Annotated in this window: 14 protein-coding genes; 1 reads left to right on the forward strand and 13 read right to left on the reverse strand. The window is 70.9% G+C overall.

Annotation, left to right across the window (positions count from 1 at the left end):
• Window position 1: 1 nt before the first annotated feature.
• The 7 genes from rplS to proS all read right to left on the reverse strand — a co-directional run bounded on the left by rplS (window position 2) and on the right by proS (window position 5,242).
• Window positions 2-352, reverse strand: a complete 351-nt coding sequence (rplS, locus tag ACWC2B_RS13290; protein WP_350232925.1) for a 50S ribosomal protein L19 — start codon at window positions 350-352, stop codon at window positions 2-4.
• Between the two features lie 126 nt (window positions 353-478).
• Window positions 479-1,300: a tRNA (guanosine(37)-N1)-methyltransferase TrmD gene (trmD, locus tag ACWC2B_RS13295; protein ID WP_450716583.1), complete on the reverse strand. Its 822-nt coding sequence runs from the start codon at window positions 1,298-1,300 to the stop codon at window positions 479-481.
• Window positions 1,300-1,878 (reverse strand): ribosome maturation factor RimM, encoded by a 579-nt coding sequence (gene rimM, locus ACWC2B_RS13300; protein WP_450716584.1) that lies wholly within the window; start codon window positions 1,876-1,878, stop codon window positions 1,300-1,302. Before rimM ends, trmD begins: the two co-directional genes overlap by 1 nt.
• Before the next feature lie 153 nt (window positions 1,879-2,031).
• A complete protein-coding gene (locus ACWC2B_RS13305; RefSeq protein WP_005311361.1) occupies window positions 2,032-2,271 on the reverse strand; it encodes an RNA-binding protein in 240 nt (79 codons plus the stop codon).
• A 2-nt stretch (window positions 2,272-2,273) separates the two neighbouring features.
• Window positions 2,274-2,711 (reverse strand): 30S ribosomal protein S16, encoded by a 438-nt coding sequence (rpsP, locus tag ACWC2B_RS13310; protein ID WP_053727931.1) that lies wholly within the window; start codon window positions 2,709-2,711, stop codon window positions 2,274-2,276.
• 235 nt (window positions 2,712-2,946) lie between these two features.
• A complete protein-coding gene (locus tag ACWC2B_RS13315) occupies window positions 2,947-3,549 on the reverse strand; it encodes a hypothetical protein (RefSeq protein ID WP_114040425.1) in 603 nt (200 codons plus the stop codon).
• 280 nt (window positions 3,550-3,829) lie between these two features.
• Window positions 3,830-5,242 (reverse strand): proline--tRNA ligase, encoded by a 1,413-nt coding sequence (gene proS / locus ACWC2B_RS13320; protein ID WP_450716585.1) that lies wholly within the window; start codon window positions 5,240-5,242, stop codon window positions 3,830-3,832.
• 198 nt (window positions 5,243-5,440) lie between these two features.
• Here proS and ACWC2B_RS13325 point away from each other — a divergent pair, with 198 nt between their 5' ends.
• Complete coding sequence (locus tag ACWC2B_RS13325; protein WP_450716586.1) at window positions 5,441-6,304, forward strand: SAM-dependent methyltransferase; 864 nt, start codon at window positions 5,441-5,443, stop codon at window positions 6,302-6,304.
• 110 nt (window positions 6,305-6,414) lie between these two features.
• Here the strand turns inward: ACWC2B_RS13325 and ftsH are convergent, their stop codons facing one another.
• The 6 genes from ftsH to nsdA all read right to left on the reverse strand — a co-directional run bounded on the left by ftsH (window position 6,415) and on the right by nsdA (window position 16,114).
• On the reverse strand, window positions 6,415-8,346 hold the full coding sequence (gene ftsH, locus ACWC2B_RS13330) for an ATP-dependent zinc metalloprotease FtsH (protein WP_450716587.1): 1,932 nt from the start codon (window positions 8,344-8,346) through the stop codon (window positions 6,415-6,417).
• A gap of 143 nt (window positions 8,347-8,489) precedes the next feature.
• The gene (gene ffh / locus ACWC2B_RS13335; RefSeq protein ID WP_450716588.1) at window positions 8,490-10,031 is read right to left on the reverse strand and encodes a signal recognition particle protein; all 1,542 of its coding nucleotides are present in this window, start codon (window positions 10,029-10,031) and stop codon (window positions 8,490-8,492) included.
• 112 nt (window positions 10,032-10,143) lie between these two features.
• Window positions 10,144-12,603 carry a [protein-PII] uridylyltransferase gene (locus ACWC2B_RS13340; RefSeq protein WP_450716589.1) on the reverse strand — a complete coding sequence of 820 codons (2,460 nt, stop codon included), beginning with the start codon at window positions 12,601-12,603 and terminating at the stop codon, window positions 10,144-10,146.
• 21 nt (window positions 12,604-12,624) lie between these two features.
• Window positions 12,625-12,963: a P-II family nitrogen regulator gene (locus ACWC2B_RS13345; protein ID WP_053727924.1), complete on the reverse strand. Its 339-nt coding sequence runs from the start codon at window positions 12,961-12,963 to the stop codon at window positions 12,625-12,627.
• The gene (locus tag ACWC2B_RS13350; protein WP_450716590.1) at window positions 12,960-14,300 is read right to left on the reverse strand and encodes an ammonium transporter; all 1,341 of its coding nucleotides are present in this window, start codon (window positions 14,298-14,300) and stop codon (window positions 12,960-12,962) included. The genes ACWC2B_RS13345 and ACWC2B_RS13350 overlap by 4 nt, the downstream gene beginning before the upstream one ends.
• Before the next feature lie 338 nt (window positions 14,301-14,638).
• On the reverse strand, window positions 14,639-16,114 hold the full coding sequence (gene nsdA / locus ACWC2B_RS13355; RefSeq protein ID WP_450716591.1) for a transcriptional repressor NsdA: 1,476 nt from the start codon (window positions 16,112-16,114) through the stop codon (window positions 14,639-14,641).
• Window positions 16,115-16,318 lie beyond the last annotated feature (204 nt).

Consider the following 16,318-nt stretch of genomic DNA (forward strand, 5'->3'; position numbering starts at 1 on the left):
CTCAGCGGTCGCGCTTCTCCTTGATCTTCGCGGCCTTGCCGCGCAGCTCACGGAGGTAGTAGAGCTTGGCGCGACGGACGTCACCGCGGGTGACGACCTCGATCTTCTCGAAGATCGGGGAGTTCACCGGGAAGGTGCGCTCGACGCCGACGGAGAAGGAGACCTTGCGGACCGTGAAGGTCTCGGAGACGCCGGCGCCCTGGCGGCGGATGACTACGCCCTTGAACTGCTGGATACGGGAGCGGTTGCCCTCGATGACGCGGACGTGGACGTTGACGGTGTCACCCGGGCGGAAGGCCGGGACGTCGCTGCGCAGCGTGGCGGCGTTGACGGAGTCGAGCAGGCTTGCCATGACTAACTACTTCCTCACTGATGCCACAGGTCATCAGCGGAATTCGAGATGAATGGGGTGCTGGGCGCGGAAGGCGGGCGTCGTTCCCCCTGTGGCAGGGGCGCCGGCTGGGCGTACAGCAGCGGCCTATTCTTCCACGTCCTGGGGCCTGCGCCAAAATCGGCCGCCGGGTTCGGGGGCCCAGCCGAGGATGGAGAGGGTTTCGCGGTCCTTCTTGTCGAAGGAGGAGGCCTCGCAGCGCTCGATCAGGTCGGGCCGGTTGAGGGCGGTGCGCTTGAACGCCTCGTCCCGCCGCCAGCGGGCGATCTTGCCGTGGTGGCCGCTGAGCAGGACGTCCGGGATGCCGCGGCCGCGCCACTCGGGGGGCTTGGTGTAGACGGGGCCTTCGAGGAGGTTGGCCATGGCGCCGGGCGCGAAGGAGTCGTCCCGGTGCGATTCGGCGTTGCCGAGGACGCCGGGCAGCAGGCGGGCCACGGCCTCGGTGATCACCAGGACCGCTGCTTCGCCGCCGGCGAGCACGTAGTCGCCGATGGAAACCTCGTACACGGGCAGCCGGGTCGCGTACTCGTCCATGACGCGGCGGTCGATGCCCTCGTAGCGGGCCGGCGTGAAGATCAGCCAGGGTCGCTCGGAGAGCTCGACGGCGAGTTCCTGGGTGAAGGGGCGGCCGCTGGGCGTGGGCACGACCAGGACCGGGCCGTGCGCCCCGGACTCGTATCCGCTCGCGAGGGCGTCGTCGAGGCAGTCGCCCCAGGGCTCGGTCTTCATGACCATGCCGGGGCCGCCGCCGTAGGGGGTGTCGTCGACCGTGTTGTGCCGGTCGTACGTCCAGTCCCGCAGGTCGTGGACGTGGACGTCGAGTCGGCCGCGGGCCCGGGCCTTGCCGACCAGGGAGACGTTCAGCGGTTCGAGGTACTCGGGGAAGATCGTGACGACGTCGAGCCGCATCAGTTCGCGTCCTCGGCGTTCTCGGTGTCGTCACCGGACTCGTCGTCCCTGGCGGAGGCGATCTCGGCGCGGTCGTCGATCAGGCCGGGCGGCGGGTCGATGACCGCGCGCTGCGTCTCCAGGTCGATCTCGGTGACGATCTGCTCGACGAACGGGATCATGACCTCGGTTCCGTCGGGCCGCTCCACGATGAAGAGGTCCTGCGAGGGCAGGTGGGTGATCTCGGTGATGCGGCCGACCTCGGTTCCGTCGGTGAGCACCACGTCGAGGTCCATCAGCTGGTGGTCGTAGTACTCGTCGGGCTCTTCCGGCAGTTCGGCCGGGTCGACGTCGGCGATGAGGAGGGTGTTGCGCAGGGCCTCGGCGCCGGTGCGGTCGCGTACGCCCTCGAAGCGCAGCAGCAGCCTGCCGCTGTGCACCCGGCCGGTCTCGATGGTCAGCGGGCCCACTGACGCCGGGTCGGTGGTGAGTACGGCGCCGGGGCTGAGCCTCAGCTCCGGCTCGTCGGTGCGCACCTCGACGGTGACCTCGCCCTTGATGCCGTGGGCGCGGCCGATCCGCGCGACTACCAACTGCACGCTTGCTTCTCCTTCGGACAACTGCGGCCTCGGTACGGCCGCGGCCTTCGTTCTGCTATGGCCACTATCGCCCGGAATACGACTGCGGGCCGGGGAGGGCCAGAAGCCCTCCCCGGCCCGAGCCGGCGTATCTAGGTAAAGCGACCCAACTGGTCAGCGGACCTGGTCCACGTCGACGAGGTCGACACGGATGCCACGGCCGCCGATTGCGCCCACGACGGTGCGCAGGGCGCGGGCGGTACGGCCGTTGCGGCCGATCACCTTGCCGAGGTCGTCGGGGTGGACCCGGACCTCCAGCACACGCCCCCGGCGCAGGTTGCGCGAGGCGACCTGCACGTCGTCGGGGTTGTCGACGATGCCCTTCACGAGGTGCTCGAGAGCCTCCTCGAGCATGCTCAGGCCTCGGTCGACTCGGCGGCGGCTTCGGCCTCGTCCGCCTTCTTCTCGGTCTTCTTCGCCTTCTGGGTGATGGCCTCACCCTTGGCGTCGTCGCCCTCAAGGGTCTTGGCGAAGGCCTCGAAGGAAGCGCGCTTGTCTTCCTTCGTCTCCGGCTGGAGCAGCGGCGCGGGGGCCGGGAGGCCCTTGTGCGCCTGCCAGTCGCCGGTGAGCTTCAGGATGGCGAGGACGGCCTCGGTCGGCTGGGCGCCGACGGACAGCCAGTACTGCGCACGCTCGGCGTTGACCTCGATGCGCGACGGGTTGTACGTCGGGTGGTACAGACCGATTTCCTCGATCGCGCGGCCGTCACGGCGAGTGCGGGCGTCGGCGACGACGATGCGGTAGTGCGGCTGGCGAATCTTGCCGAGGCGCTTGAGCTTGATCTTGACTGCCACTGGAGTGGTGTCTCCTGGTCTTGACGTGGTTGGGCACATGAGATGCCACGTGGGGTTGCGGTACTCGGGTGCCCGATGGACGCGTCAGCCGGAGGCGAGAGGGTTCCTGTGCGGCTGTCGAGTACAGCTAGCCATTGTGCCACACGTCTGGCGGGTGCACGCCGGGGGTCCGTGGGGCACCCCCGGTGGCCCGCTCCCCCGGACCTGCCGCCCCTGCCGGCGGCCGGGCCCGGGGTCAGCCGACCGCGGCGACCACTTCGGCCCCTTCCGGGATGCGGAACGGCTTGCCGCAGCCGCCGCAGACGATGGGCGCCTGGGCGAGCACGGAGGGGACGACGCGTACGTTGCGCCCGCAGTCGCAGACGGCCTTGACCCGCACGCCGCCTCCGGAGGAGCCGTGCCGGGCTGCGGGCCCGCGGAAGGAGCGCTTGGTGTCGGCGGCCGTGGCGACGGTGTGCGCCTTGAGCGCGCGCTGCAGCCGTTCGATGGTGGGCCGGTAGCGGCGCCTGGCCTCGGCGTTCAGCGTGACCAGGGAGAAGCCGCTGCTGGGGTGCGGTTCCTCCGGGTGATCGAGGCCGAGCTCCTCGGCGATCGCCAGGAATCTCCGGTTGTGGTAGCGGCCGGCGCGGGAGGTGTCGCGGACACCGCGGGCGGCGGCAATGCCGTGGACTGCCTCATGGAGCAGTCGCTCGAAGGAGAGCTCGGCGCCACAGGCGGACGACGACTCTCCGATCAGGGACTCGGGCGCGGCTAGGTCCGGCAGCTCGGAGTGGTACCGCTGAATGTCGGCCCACGCCTGTGCCAGCTCTGCGGCGAGAACAGGTGGTGTCGTGCTCACGTCGTGACAACGAGCCGCAAGGCCGCTGTGTTCCTATTCCGGGGCATCCCAAATAATTTGCTCGTACCCGTCAGTTGGCATTGATGCGTGCGGACGAGGGCGGGTGCGCTGATCTGCGGAGAAGGCTCACAGCTCACACCAAGGTATGACGTAGCGGCGCGTACGCCCCAGCGCGTAGATGAAGTCCTCACGCCGGGGCGGCCGTTGTCGGCTGGTGCGCAAGGGGTGTTTCGGCCGACTCTCCGTGGTGTGTGCGCCACGTGTGCCGGGCCGGGTCCCCTCAGTAGGCGCGGGCCACGATCGCGACCGTACCGGGTGCGTCGTCGGCCTCGGGCACCGACCCGTCCTCGGCGACCAGACACCGTACGGACACGGCCTGTTCGGCGAGCTTGGCCTCGCCCTCGGGGCCGAGGTCCGCCCACGGGATGCGCGCCCAGCCGCCGGCGATCGCGGCCTCGGCCGCCTCGTCGAGGGTGGCGACGTCGCTCGTACGGGACTCGCGGCGCTCGCGGGACTGCCGCAGGAGCAGCGCCTGGTCCTCTTCGAGGACGGTGGGCAGCAGCTCGGCGAGCGCGTCGATGGAGACGGGCTCCTTGCCGCCGGGGATGCGGCGGGCCAGCATCGCGGTGCCGGCCTCCAGGTCGCGCGGGCCGATCTCGATGCGTACGGGTACGCCCTTGAGCTCCCAGTCCACGGCGCGGCGGCCGAAGGGGGTGTCGACGCGGTCGTCGACCTGGACGCGCAGGCCCGCGGCCTTGAGGCGGTCGCCGAGTTCGCGGACCTTGGTGACGGCCTCGTCGCCCTTGATCGCCATGACGACGACCTGGACGGCGGCCAGCCGCGGCGGCACCCGCAGGCCGTTGTCGTCGCCGTGCGACATGATCAGCCCGCCGACCATGCGGGTGGAGACGCCCCAGGAGGTCTGCCAGACGAGCTCCTGCTTGCCGTCCTTGGACAGGTACTGGGTGTTGAAGGCCTTGGCGAAGTTGGTGCCGAGCTCGTGGCTGGTGCCCATCTGGAGGGCCTTGCCGTCGCCCATCATCCCTTCGAGGGTGAGGGTGTTGATGGCTCCGGCGAAGCGCTCCTTGGCGGTCTTGCGGCCGAGGACCACGTCGATGCCCAGGACGTTGATCATGAAGTCGGCGTAGACGTCGCGGTGGATGCGCGCGGCGTAGTCGCGGGCGTCCTCGTACGTGGCGTGGGCGGTGTGCCCCTCCTGCCACAGGAATTCGCTCGTACGGAGGAAGACGCGCGGACGCATCTCCCAACGGACCACGTTCGCCCACTGGTTGATGAGCAGGGGCAGGTCGCGGTAGCTCTGGACCCACTTCGAGAAGTAGTCGTTGATGATCGTCTCGGAGGTGGGGCGGACCACGACGGGCTCTTCGAGCTCCTTGCCGCCACCGTGCGTGACCACCGCGAGCTCGGGTGCGAAGCCCTCGACGTGCTCAGCCTCGCGAGTCAGGTAAGACTGGGGGATGAAGAGCGGGAAGTAGGCGTTCTGGGCGCCCGCCTCCTTGATGCGTGCGTCCATCTCCTGCTGCATCCGCTCCCACAGGCCGTAGCCGTACGGTCGGATCACCATGGTGCCGCGCACGGGCCCGTTGTCCGCGAGCTCGGCCTTGTTGATCAGGTCCTGGTACCAGCGGGGAAAGTCTTCCGCCTGGGGCGTGAGAACGGGTGCCTTTGCCATGGCGCGAATGGTACGGCGCAAGGGTCGCGGAGCGTGAATCGCCTTCCGGCCCCACTCGGTCCGCGCTTCATGGCTCCGCCCTCTGGACGTGGGCCGGGATGCGGAGTTCCCTGGCATACGGGGGAAGTGCGTACGGACATTCACGGGGGGCTGTCAAACAGGGCACAGCTGACCTCTCGGCGGATTGGGGCGCTTTCCATGACACCAACGCTCGTCCGGCATCAGTCCCGCACGGCCTCCGCCCCCTCGGCGGGTACGACCGGGCGCGCGCGGGACTGGGCGGAGATCCAGGAACGGATGCTGGTCCCCCTCATCGAGGCGGCGTACGAACGGCTCGACGTGGGGCCGGCGACCCGGCTGCTCGGGCTCGGCTGCGGCTCGGGGCTCGCCCTGCTCATCGCGGCCTCGCGCGGGGCCGCGGTGACCGGCGTGGACGGCCCGGAGCGGGCCGCGCGCCTGGCGCTGGCGCGCGAGCGTCTCGGGCCGGAGTCCGGGCGGTCCGGCGCCCCGGGGGCGGGCGCGAGCCGCCTGGTGACGGGCGGGCCCGCCGACACCGCGGAGCCCGGCCGTCCCCCGTACAACTTGATCACCGCTTTCGAGCCCATCGGCTGTGCGGCCGGCGATACGGAAGGCCTGGTGTCCACGCTGGAGGCGGCCGTCGCGCTCGCGGAGCACGGCAGCGCCGTGGTCCTGGCCGGCTGGGGGCCGCCGGAGCGGTGTGCCACCTCGGCGGTGCTGCGGGTCGCGACCCGGCTGACCACCCGGCTGAGCGATGCCCCGCGCTGGCGGCCGAGTGCGCGCGACGACCTGGAGGACGTGGCCGCGCGCGCCGGGCTCAAGCCGGACGGCTCGGGCCGGGTGGCGTGCCCGTTCGGCTATGCGGATCTGGACAGCGCGGTACGGGGTCTGATGTCGACGGGCGCCTTCGACGCGGCGGCCCGCGCCACCGACCAGGCCCAGGTGGAGAAGGAGCTCATCGAGGCGCTGCACGGGCACGTCCGGCGCGACGGCACGGTGTGGATGCCCAATGTCTTCCGTTATCTGATCGCCCGCACGCCATGAGAGCCTGCCTCACGCCGTAAAGGTCCGTAACAGAGGCCTTTTACAAGGCAGTTGAGAGGGCCTGCGCCGTTGGTCTGCGCCGTTGAGAGGGTCTGCGCCGTTGAGAGGGCCTACGCCCCTGCCTTCGACAGGCGGGGGATGCCGGCGGCGCGGTAGGCCGCCTCCTCCTCCAAGGTCTCGTTGGCGAGCAGGGCCTCGGCCAGGGCGTCCAGCTTGTCGCGGTTCTCGCGAAGGAGCCGGCCCGCCTTCTCGTAGCACTCGTCCACGATGCGGCGCATCTCCACGGCGATGGCGTCCAGGGTGCCGGGCGCCGCCGAGAGCCCGTAGGCCTGCTGGGCGTCGCTCGGCAGCGCGGACAGCGGGCCGATCTTCTCGCTCATGCCCCAGCGGCCGACCATGCCGCGCACGATGTTGGTGACCTGCTCCAGGTCGTTCTCGGCACCGGTGGTGACCACGTCGAAGACGAGCTGCTCCGCCGCCATGCCGCCGAGCGCCCCGATGATCCGGCCGCGCAGGTACTCCTCGGTGTACGCGTACTTGTCGGAGTCCGGGGTGGACAGGGTCACGCCGAGGGCCCGGCCGCGCGGCACGATGGTGACCTTGCGGACCGGGTCGGCGCCGGGCTGGAGCATGCCGAGCAGCGCGTGCCCGCTCTCGTGGTAGGCGGTGCGGCGGCGCTCCTCGTACGGCATCACCAGGGGCCGCTCGGCGCCGAGTTGGACCTTTTCTAGGGCGTCGGAGAGGTCGGACTGGGTGACTTCGCGCTGCTGGCGTTTGACAGCGAGCAGGGCCGCCTCGTTGGCGAGGTTGGCGAGTTCGGCGCCGGTCATGCCCGGGGTGGTGCGGGCGACCTGCTCCAGGTCGACGCTGGGGTCCATCGGGATCTCGCGCGTGTGGATCTTCAGGATGGCCTCGCGGCCGCCCCGGTCGGGCGGGCTGACGTGGACGATGCGGTCGAAGCGGCCGGGGCGGGTGAGCGCCGGGTCCAGGACGTCGGACCGGTTGGTGGCGGCGAGGACGATGACGCCCTCGGAGCCGGAGAAGCCGTCCATCTCGGTGAGGATCTGGTTCAGGGTCTGTTCGCGCTCGTCGTGGCCGCCCATGCCGGAGCCGCCGCCGCGGGCCCGCCCGATGGTGTCGATCTCGTCGATGAAGACGATGGCGGGGGCCACCTTGCGCGCCTCGGCGAAGAGCTCGCGTACGCGCGAGGCGCCCACGCCCACGATCATCTCGATGAACTCCGAGGCCGACGCCGAGAAGAACGGCACCCCGGCCTCCCCCGCGACAGCCCGCGCGAGCAGCGTCTTGCCCGTCCCGGGCGGGCCCGCGAGCAGCACGCCGCCGGGCATCTTGGCGCCCATCGCGCGATAGGCATCCGGGTTCTTGAGGAAGTCGACGACATCGTTGAGCTCGCCCTCGACCTCGTCGATGCCGGCCACGTCCTCGAAGGTGGTGCGCTTGCCGTCGGGCCCCATCTCGACCGGTTTGGGCGGGGTCTTGCGGCCGAGCATGCCGCCGGCGCCGCCGAGCCCCGCGCTCATGCGGCGGGCGATGAACACCCACAGGACGACGAGCAGGAGCATCGGGGCCAGCGAGATCAGCAGGTTGGCGAGGAAGCTGCGGTGCTCGACGACGGGTTCGGCGGTGACGGTGACCTTCTGCTTGGTCAGCTGCGTCCAGAGGTCGTCGTCGGCGAAGGTCGGGCGCTGGGTGGTGAATTTGGTGTAATCGCCGCTGCCCTCGCCGGAGGGGACGGGCGCCTTGTTCTTGAGCTGGCCCTGGATGGCGTCGCCCTTGGCGTAGATCTTCGAGACGTTGCCGGCCGTGACCTGTTTGCTGAACTCGGTGTACGAGACGGTCGGCTCGTCGCCGTCGTTGAAGAACGACAGGATCAGGTTGGTGATCAGGTACACGACCAGCGCGGTGAGGATCAGCCGGCCCCAGCCGCCGGGCATCTTCTTCTTCGGCGCGGGCGGCGGTGGCGCCCCTTCCGAGCGCCACGGCTGGTCGGGGCGGTCGCGCGGGGGTACGGAAGTGGGCACGGGCTCTCCTCATGGCCGGTACGCGCCATTATTGGAGACCCGTATAAATACGGCATTCCGGGTGAGCCTGAGGGGTCTCCCGGAAACGAATGGGGCGCCCCCGGACCGGCCGGAAGGCGCCCCTCGCGTACGACTGCGGGCGGTCAGCCCATGAACTTCTTGAACTCGTCGGGCAGCTCGAAGTTCTTCTGCTCCTCGGCGGCCGGCAGGCCGAGCGCGCCGCCCTGCGCCTTGCGCTCGGCGGCCGCGGCCTCCTCCGCCTTGCGCTTCATCGGGTTGCCGCTCTTGCGCTTGCCCTTGGCCTGCTTGATCTGCTTCTTCTGCCGGCCGGCGCCGCCGCCCATGCCCGGCATCCCCGGCATGCCCGGCATTCCGCCGCCCTGGGCCATCCGGGACATCATCTTGCGGGCGTCGAAGAACCGCTCGACGAGGTTCTTCACCGCGCTGACCTCGACACCGGAGCCCTTGGCGATACGGGCGCGGCGCGAGCCGTTGATGATGGTCGGGTCGTGGCGCTCGCCGGGGGTCATCGACTTGATGATGGCCGCGGTGCGGTCCACGTCCCGCTCGTCGATGTTGTTGATCTGGTCCTTGATCTGCCCCATGCCGGGCAGCATGCCGAGCAGCTTGGAGATGGAGCCCATCTTGCGGACCTGCTCCATCTGGGCCAGGAAGTCGTCGAGCGTGAAGTCCTTGCCCTTGCTGGACGCCAGCTTGGAGGCCATCTTCTCGGCCTCGGCCTGGCTGAACGTCTTCTCCGCCTGCTCGATCAGGGTGAGCAGGTCACCCATGTCGAGGATGCGGGACGCCATCCGGTCCGGGTGGAAGGCGTCGAAGTCCTCCAGCTTCTCGCCGTTGGAGGCGAACATGATCTGCTTGCCCGTGACGTGGGCGATCGAGAGCGCCGCGCCACCGCGGGCGTCGCCGTCGAGCTTGGAGAGGACCACGCCGTCGAAGCCGACGCCGTCGCGGAAGGCCTCGGCGGTGTTGACCGCGTCCTGGCCGATCATCGCGTCGACGACGAAGAGGACCTCGTCGGGGCTTACGGCGTCGCGGATGTCCGCGGCCTGCTGCATCAGCTCCTGGTCGATGCCGAGGCGTCCGGCGGTGTCGACCACGACCACGTCGTACTGCTTGGACCGGGCGAACTCGATGGAGTCCTGGGCGACCTTGACCGGGTCGCCGACACCGTTGCCGGGCTCCGGCGCGTAGACGGCGACACCGGCGCGCTCGGCGACGACGCTCAGCTGGTTGACGGCGTTGGGGCGCTGGAGGTCGCAGGCCACCAGGAGCGGGGAGTGGCCCTGCCCCTTGAGCCACTTGCCGAGCTTTCCGGCGAGGGTGGTCTTACCGGCACCCTGGAGGCCCGCGAGCATGATCACGGTCGGCGCGGTCTTGGCGAACCGCAGGCGCCGCGTCTCGCCGCCGAGGATGCCGATGAGCTCCTCGTTGACGATCTTGATGACCTGCTGGGCGGGGTTGAGGGCCTGGGAGACCTCGATGCCGGACGCGCGCTCCTTGACCTGCTTGATGAAGGCGCGGACCACGGGCAGCGCGACGTCGGCTTCCAGGAGCGCGATGCGGATCTCGCGCGCCGTGGCGTCGATGTCCGCCTCGCTCAAGCGGCCTTTGCCCCGGAGGTTCTTGAACGTCGCACTCAGGCGGTCGGAAAGGGTATCGAACACGGTGGTCGCGGGTCCTCGGCTCGTGGGGCGGTCGGGTGAACGGTCCCCAGGGTATCCCGGCGGATGGGGGTGCGCGGGGGTGCCTGCGGCGGGCCTCCCTCATAGGGCCGCCCTACCCGGGGCCGGGTGCGGCTCCCAGCGCCGACTCCAGCTGCCTCGCCACCTCGGCCGCCTCCCCGGTGGCCAGCGCCGCGCCCTCCGTGTCCGTCACATAGAAGGCGTCCACGGCGTTCGACCCCAGCGTCGACACGTGCGCGGAGCGCACCCGTACGCGCGCCGTCTCCAGGGCGTGACCGATGCGGTGCAGGAGGCCGGGTACGTCCTGGGCGCGCACCTCGATGACGGTGGCGTGCCGGGAGGCCGAGGGTGCCACCCTGACGCGGGGCGGCGGTGCCTGCACACCCCGGCGGCGCGGGTAGGCGGCCTCGCGTTCGGCGAGACGGCCTTCGATGTCGAGGGACCCGTCGAGTGCCCGCACCAGGTCGGCCCGCAGCCGGGCCGCCTGCGGCAGCGAGCCGTACTCGGCGGCGACCCGCCAGTTCAGCAGGAGTACGGAGCCGCCGACGGGGTCGGGGAGTTCGACGGCCCGCAGTTCGGCGGCGCGGACGGTGAGGCGGTGCAGGGCCAGGACGCCGGCCGTCACGGGCAGCACGCCCGGCTGGTCGGGGACGGCGACGAGGAGTTCCACGCCGAGGGGTTCCTGCTCGTCCGATCCGTCCGTCCGGGCCCGCAGGGCGAGGACGGGCCCGCCGGTGCGGTGGGCTTCGACGGCGAGGCGTTCCTGTTCGGCCGTGATCGCCGCGGGTTCGGGGTCGACGGTCTTTCCGGCGAGGACCGCCGAGGCCCGCTTGACCAGGTCCGCGACGAGCGAGCCGCGCCAGGAGGACCAGGCGGCGGGCCCGGTGGCCAGCGCGTCGGCCTCGGTGAGGGCGTGAAGCAGCTCCAGGGTCCCGGTCGAGCCGACGCCTTCGGCGACCGAGCGGACGGTCGCCGGGTCGTCCAGGTCGCGCCGGGTCGCGGTCTCGATGAGGAGGAGGTGATGGCGTACGAGGGTGGCGATCACGGCCACGTCGGCGGCGCCGAAGCCGATCCGTACGGCGACGTCGCGGGCGATGGTCTCGCCCACCACCGAGTGGTCGCCGGGCCAGCCCTTGCCGATGTCGTGCAGGAGGGCGGCGACCAGGAGCAGGTCGGGCCGGTGCACCCGGCGGGTCAGGTGCGAGGCGCGGACGGCGGTCTCGACGAGGTGGCGGTCGACGGTCCAGGTGTGGACGGCGTTGCGCTGGGGCCGGCAGCGTACGCGCTCCCAGTCGGGCAGCAGGCTCGTGATGAGGCCTTCCGCTTCGAGGGCCTCCCAGACGGGGACGGTGGACTCCCCCGCGCCGAGCAGCGTGACGAGCTGTTCGCGGGCCTCGGCGGGCCAGGGCGTGGGCAGCGGCCGGGCCGTGGCCGCCAGGCGGCGTACCGCGTGCAGGGAGATGGGCAGGCCCGCCTGGGCGGCCGCGGCGGCGGCGCGCAGCGCGAGGACCGGGTCCTTCTCGGGGCGGGCGGTCAGCGCGAGCACGACCTCGCCGTCCTGTTCGACGACGCCCTCGGCGAGCGGGGTGCGGTCGGGGGCGCCGGTGCGGCCGCCGCCGAACAGCCGGGTCAGCCGGGGCCGGGCGGAGCGGGCGCGCAGTACCCGGCCGACCTCGCGCCAGGTGACGTCGCCGGCGTAGGAGATGACGCGGGCCGACTCCGAGACCTGACGCAGCATCACATCGGCGTCCAGGAGCTCCAGTTCGGCCGCGACGGCGTCCTGTTCCTGAAGGGCGAGGCGGTCGGTGGCGCGGCCCGTGCACAGGTGCAGCGCGTCGCGCACGTCCAGGAGGCGGCGCCTGGCCTCGGCGAGGCCTTCCCTGGGGGCGTCCGCGAGCCAGGACGCGGCGACCGCGCGCAGGGCGGTGGCGTCCCGCAGTCCGCCCCTGGCCTCCTTGAGGTCGCCTTCGAGGAGGTACTGCAACTCGCCCTGGCGCTGGGCCCGTTCGCGGCACAGCTCGTCGAGTTCGGGCAGCCGTTTGGGGGCGAGGTTGCGCCAGTCGGCGAGGACCGCGGTGCGCAGCGCCGACGTCATGGCGAGGTCGCCCGCGACATGGCGGGCGTCCAGGAGGCCGAGCTGCACCTTGAGGTCCTCGCCCGCTGTCTTGCGGGCCTGGGCGGGGGTGCGTACGGAGTGGTCGAGGGCGAGGCCGAGGTCCCACACCGGGTACCAGATCCGGTCGGCGAGCAGGGCGAGGGCTCCGGCGTCGGCCCGCCCGTCGTGCAGGAGCAGCAGGTCAAGGTCGCTGCGCGGGGAGAGTTCGCCGCGCCCGTAGCCGCCGACCGCGACCAGGGACGCGCCCGCCACCCCGGCCTCCTCGGCCGCGGCGGTGAACAGCGTGGCCAGCCAGTCGTCGGTCAGCTCGGCGAGCGCCGCACGGCGCGGCGGCCCGGACCGCCCCTTCTCGGTGAGAAGGCGCAGCCGGGCCGCCGCGTAACCGCCGGGCTCCGAGTCGTCGTCACGGGATTCGGTACTCACTTCAACGCTCGTCACCCAGCAGCTCCTTGCCTGTGCCTACAGTGCGTCGGGCCCGCGCTCGCCCGTACGGACCCTGACCGCCGTCTCGACCGGCACGCTCCACACCTTGCCGTCGCCGATCTTTCCGGTGCGGGCCGCCTTGACCACGACGTCGATCAGTTCCTCGGCGTCGTCGTCCTCGACCAGGACCTCTATGCGGATCTTGGGTACGAGGTCGACGGTGTACTCGGCGCCGCGGTAGACCTCGGTGTGGCCGCGCTGGCGCCCGTATCCGCTGGCCTCGGTGACGGTCAGGCCGTGGACGCCGAAGGCCTGGAGGGCCTGCTTGATCTCGTCGAGCCGGTGCGGCTTGACGACCGCGGTGATGAGCTTCATGCGTCCACCTTCTTGTTCGCTGCCGCGTCGCCCGGGACCGGCACGGTCTTGCGGGGGGCGGTGCCGCCGCCCGCGCCACTGAAGTCGTACGCGGTCTCGGCGTGCTCGACCTGGTCGATGCCGGAGATCTCGTCGTCCTCGGGGACCCGCATCCCGATCGTCTTGTCGAGCAGGAGGGCGAGGACCGCCGAAACCACCAGCGAGTAGCCGAGGACCGCGCCGACGCCGATGGCCTGCTTGCCGAGCTGGTCCAGGCCGCCTCCGTAGAAGAGGCCCTTGGCGGTGGACTGTACGCCGCCGGTGGCGAAGAGGCCGACGAGCAGCGAGCCGGTGATGCCGCCGACCATGTGGACGCCGACGACGTCGAGCGAGTCGTCGAATCCGAAGCGGTACTTGAGGCCGACGGCCATGGCGCACAGGACACCCGCGATGGCGCCGATCGCGATCGCGCCGAGGGGGCTGACGCAGCCGCCGGACGGGGTGATGGCGACGAGGCCCGCGACCGCGCCGGAGGCGGCGCCGAGCGTGGTGAACGAGCCGTGGCGGAGCTTCTCGTACAGCAGCCAGGCGAGCATGGCGGCGGCCGTGGCGACCTGGGTGTTGACGAACATCACGGCGCCCACGCCGTCGTCGTTGCCGAGCCAGGAGCCCGCGTTGAAGCCGAACCAGCCGAACCACAGCAGGCCCGCGCCGAGCATGACGAGCGGCAGGCTGTGCGGCCGCATCGGGTCCTTCTTGAAGCCGACCCGCTTGCCGATCACCAGGATCACGCCGAGGGCGGCCGCACCCGCGTTGATGTGCACGGCCGTGCCACCGGCGAAGTCGATGACGCCCTTCTTGAAGAGCCAGCCGTCCGAGGCCCACACCCAGTGCGCGACGGGGAAGTAGACGACGGTGACCCACAGGGCGGTGAACAGCGACCAGGCGGTGAACTTGACACGGTCGGCGAGGGCTCCGCTTATGAGCGCGGGCGTGATGACCGCGAACATCAGCTGGAAGACGGCGAAGACGTAGATCGGGATCGAGTATCCGGGCCAGAGCTGGACCAGTCCGATGCCGCTGAGTCCGAAGTAGTCCTTGGACCAGCCGATGAAGCCGTTGCTCTCGCCGAAGGCCAGGCTGAATCCGTAGAGCACCCACAGAATCGTGACGATGCCGAGGCTGATGAAGCTCATCATCAGCATGTTCAGGGTGCTCTTGACGCGGACCATGCCTCCGTAGAAGAAGGCGAGGCCGGGCGTCATGATCATCACCAGCGCTGAGCAGATCAGCATGAATCCGGTGTTGGCGCTGGACAGCTGCGGAGCGTCAGCTGCGAGCGTGATGCCTGGAGGCATCGGCGTCTCCTCGTCGTCGGTACGGCCCGTGCGGGGGCGTTACTCGGGCGGGAACTGGCTGGGGGCCGGTTATGCGCCATGAGGTTGTCCCAGCGCGGTTTCCGTCGATGCCGCTCGATGTTTCGACGCAGTGACGAAGGGGGCGGGCGTGTTACACGCCAGTGAACTGCCGGATCAGAAGGGGGCCGGCGACTACCATCCGCGTACGTCCGCGTACAGCGGACCGGCCGCGACGTCACCCGCTTGACCTGGCGCGGGGGAGCCGAGTCGGGCTGAACGGGATGAGTGTCGCGGCCGGGGTCTTGTATGCCGTCGCCCGCCGAGAGGGCGGGCGGGGCTCAGACGGCTTCGACGGTCTCGGGCAGTTCCCTGCTGAGCAGGTCCGTCATCTGGACCACTTCGGCGACGTCCGAGAAGTCGCGCGCGGCGGTGTCGACGGTTTTGCGCAGCCGGGTGTTGACCCGCTCGGAACGGACCCGCTTGGCGACCCGCAGGGCCTGCTCGGCCAGCACCGTCGACTGCTCGGGTTCCCGCTTGAGCAGGTGCACGGTGGCCATGCCGATCAGGTTCAGGGCGTAGCTGCGCTGGTGCTCCTCGTCCTTGCCGAACAGGGCCACGGCCTGCTCCATCACGGGCTCGGCGAGCGAGGCGTACGTGGGGCTGCGGCCGGCCACGTAGGCGAGGTCGCGGTAGGAGTGGGCGTTCTCCCCGTTGAGCTCGGCCTCGGAGAAGAAGCGGATCCAGTCGGGCTCCGGCTCGCCGTCGAGCCCGGCGTCGCCGAAGGTGTCCTCGGCCATGCGGACGGCCCGCTTGGTCTTGCTGGGCTGGCCCATGTTGGCGTACGCGCGGGCCTCCATCGCATACAGCATGGCCTGGGTGCGGGCGGTGGCGCAGTCGCGGCTGCCGTACTGGGCGAGATGGATGAGTTCCAGGGCGTCGTCGGGCCGGCCGAGGTGGATCATCTGGCGGCTCATCGAGGACAGGATGTACGAGCCGAGCGGCTTGTCGCCCGCCTCCTTCGAGGCGTGCAGGGCGAGCACGAAGTACTTCTGGGCGGTGGGCTGGAGGCCGACGTCGTAGCTCATCCAGCCCGCCAGCTCGGCGAGTTCGGCCGCGCACCGGAAGAGGCGTTTGGAGGTGGCCGCGGGCTGGGGCTCCTGGAGCAGGTCAGTGACCTCGTGGAGCTGGCCGACGACGGCCTTGCGGCGCAGCCCGCCGCCGCACTGGGCGTCCCACTGGCGGAACATCGCGGTGGTGGATTCGAGCAGTTCCAGTTCGGGCCGGGACAGCCGGGAGGGGCGCCGGGCGCTCGCGGCCGTCTCCTTGGGGCCGGACTCGCCGGAGAGCGAGGGCACGAGCCAGCGCTGCATGGGCTCGATCAGGGAGGGGCCCGCGGCCAGCATCAGGGACGTGCCGAGGAAGCCGCGCCGGGCGAGCATCAGGTCGCTGCGCGAGAACTCGCTGAGCAGGGACACCGTTTGGGGTCCGGCCCAGGGCAGGTCGACGCCGGACACGGACGGCGACTGGTGGGCCTGGCGCAGGCCGAGGTCCTCGATGGCGACGACGCTGCCGAAGCGCTCGGAGAACAGCTCCGAGAGGATCCGGGGAATGGGCTCGCGGGGCATTTCGCCGTCGAGCCAGCGCCGCACCCGGGAGGTGTCGGTGCTGATGTGGTGCGCGCCCATCTGGCGCGCCCGTCGGTTCACCTGGCGTGCCAGTTCGCCCTTCGACCAGCCGCTGCGGACGAACCACGAACCCAGCTGCTCGTTGGGGCGCTTGCCGGCGCTCGTACCGCTAGCCCCACTGCCGCCCACTGGAACGCCCCCAATCCGCTGAAGCCTCGGTTGTGCATCGATTGCGCGAACCTCTATCAGAATGCCGCTAGTTGGGCCTCCTGTCCTGCGGTTGCACCCGCCCGGACGGGAAGTCGGCTTGCCTCCGGCATACCCGCGGGTGCGTATACCCCCGAGGTCCGTGTACCGACAGTAATCCTACGATCACCCGTCCGGCCACGGCGA

The sequence above is a fragment of the Streptomyces sp. NPDC001415 genome (assembly GCF_053597395.1).

Coding starts and splice junctions, on each gene's coding strand:
- trmD (WP_450716583.1), bottom strand. CDS start 1,300: ATGCGGCTCGACGTCGTCACGATCTTCCCCGAGTACCTCGAACCGCTG.
- ACWC2B_RS13350 (WP_450716590.1), bottom strand. CDS start 14,300: ATGCCTCCAGGCATCACGCTCGCAGCTGACGCTCCGCAGCTGTCCAGC.
- ACWC2B_RS13345 (WP_053727924.1), bottom strand. CDS start 12,963: ATGAAGCTCATCACCGCGGTCGTCAAGCCGCACCGGCTCGACGAGATC.
- proS (WP_450716585.1), bottom strand. CDS start 5,242: ATGGCAAAGGCACCCGTTCTCACGCCCCAGGCGGAAGACTTTCCCCGC.
- rplS (WP_350232925.1), bottom strand. CDS start 352: ATGGCAAGCCTGCTCGACTCCGTCAACGCCGCCACGCTGCGCAGCGAC.
- ACWC2B_RS13325 (WP_450716586.1), top strand. CDS start 5,441: ATGACACCAACGCTCGTCCGGCATCAGTCCCGCACGGCCTCCGCCCCC.
- ACWC2B_RS13305 (WP_005311361.1), bottom strand. CDS start 2,271: ATGCTCGAGGAGGCTCTCGAGCACCTCGTGAAGGGCATCGTCGACAAC.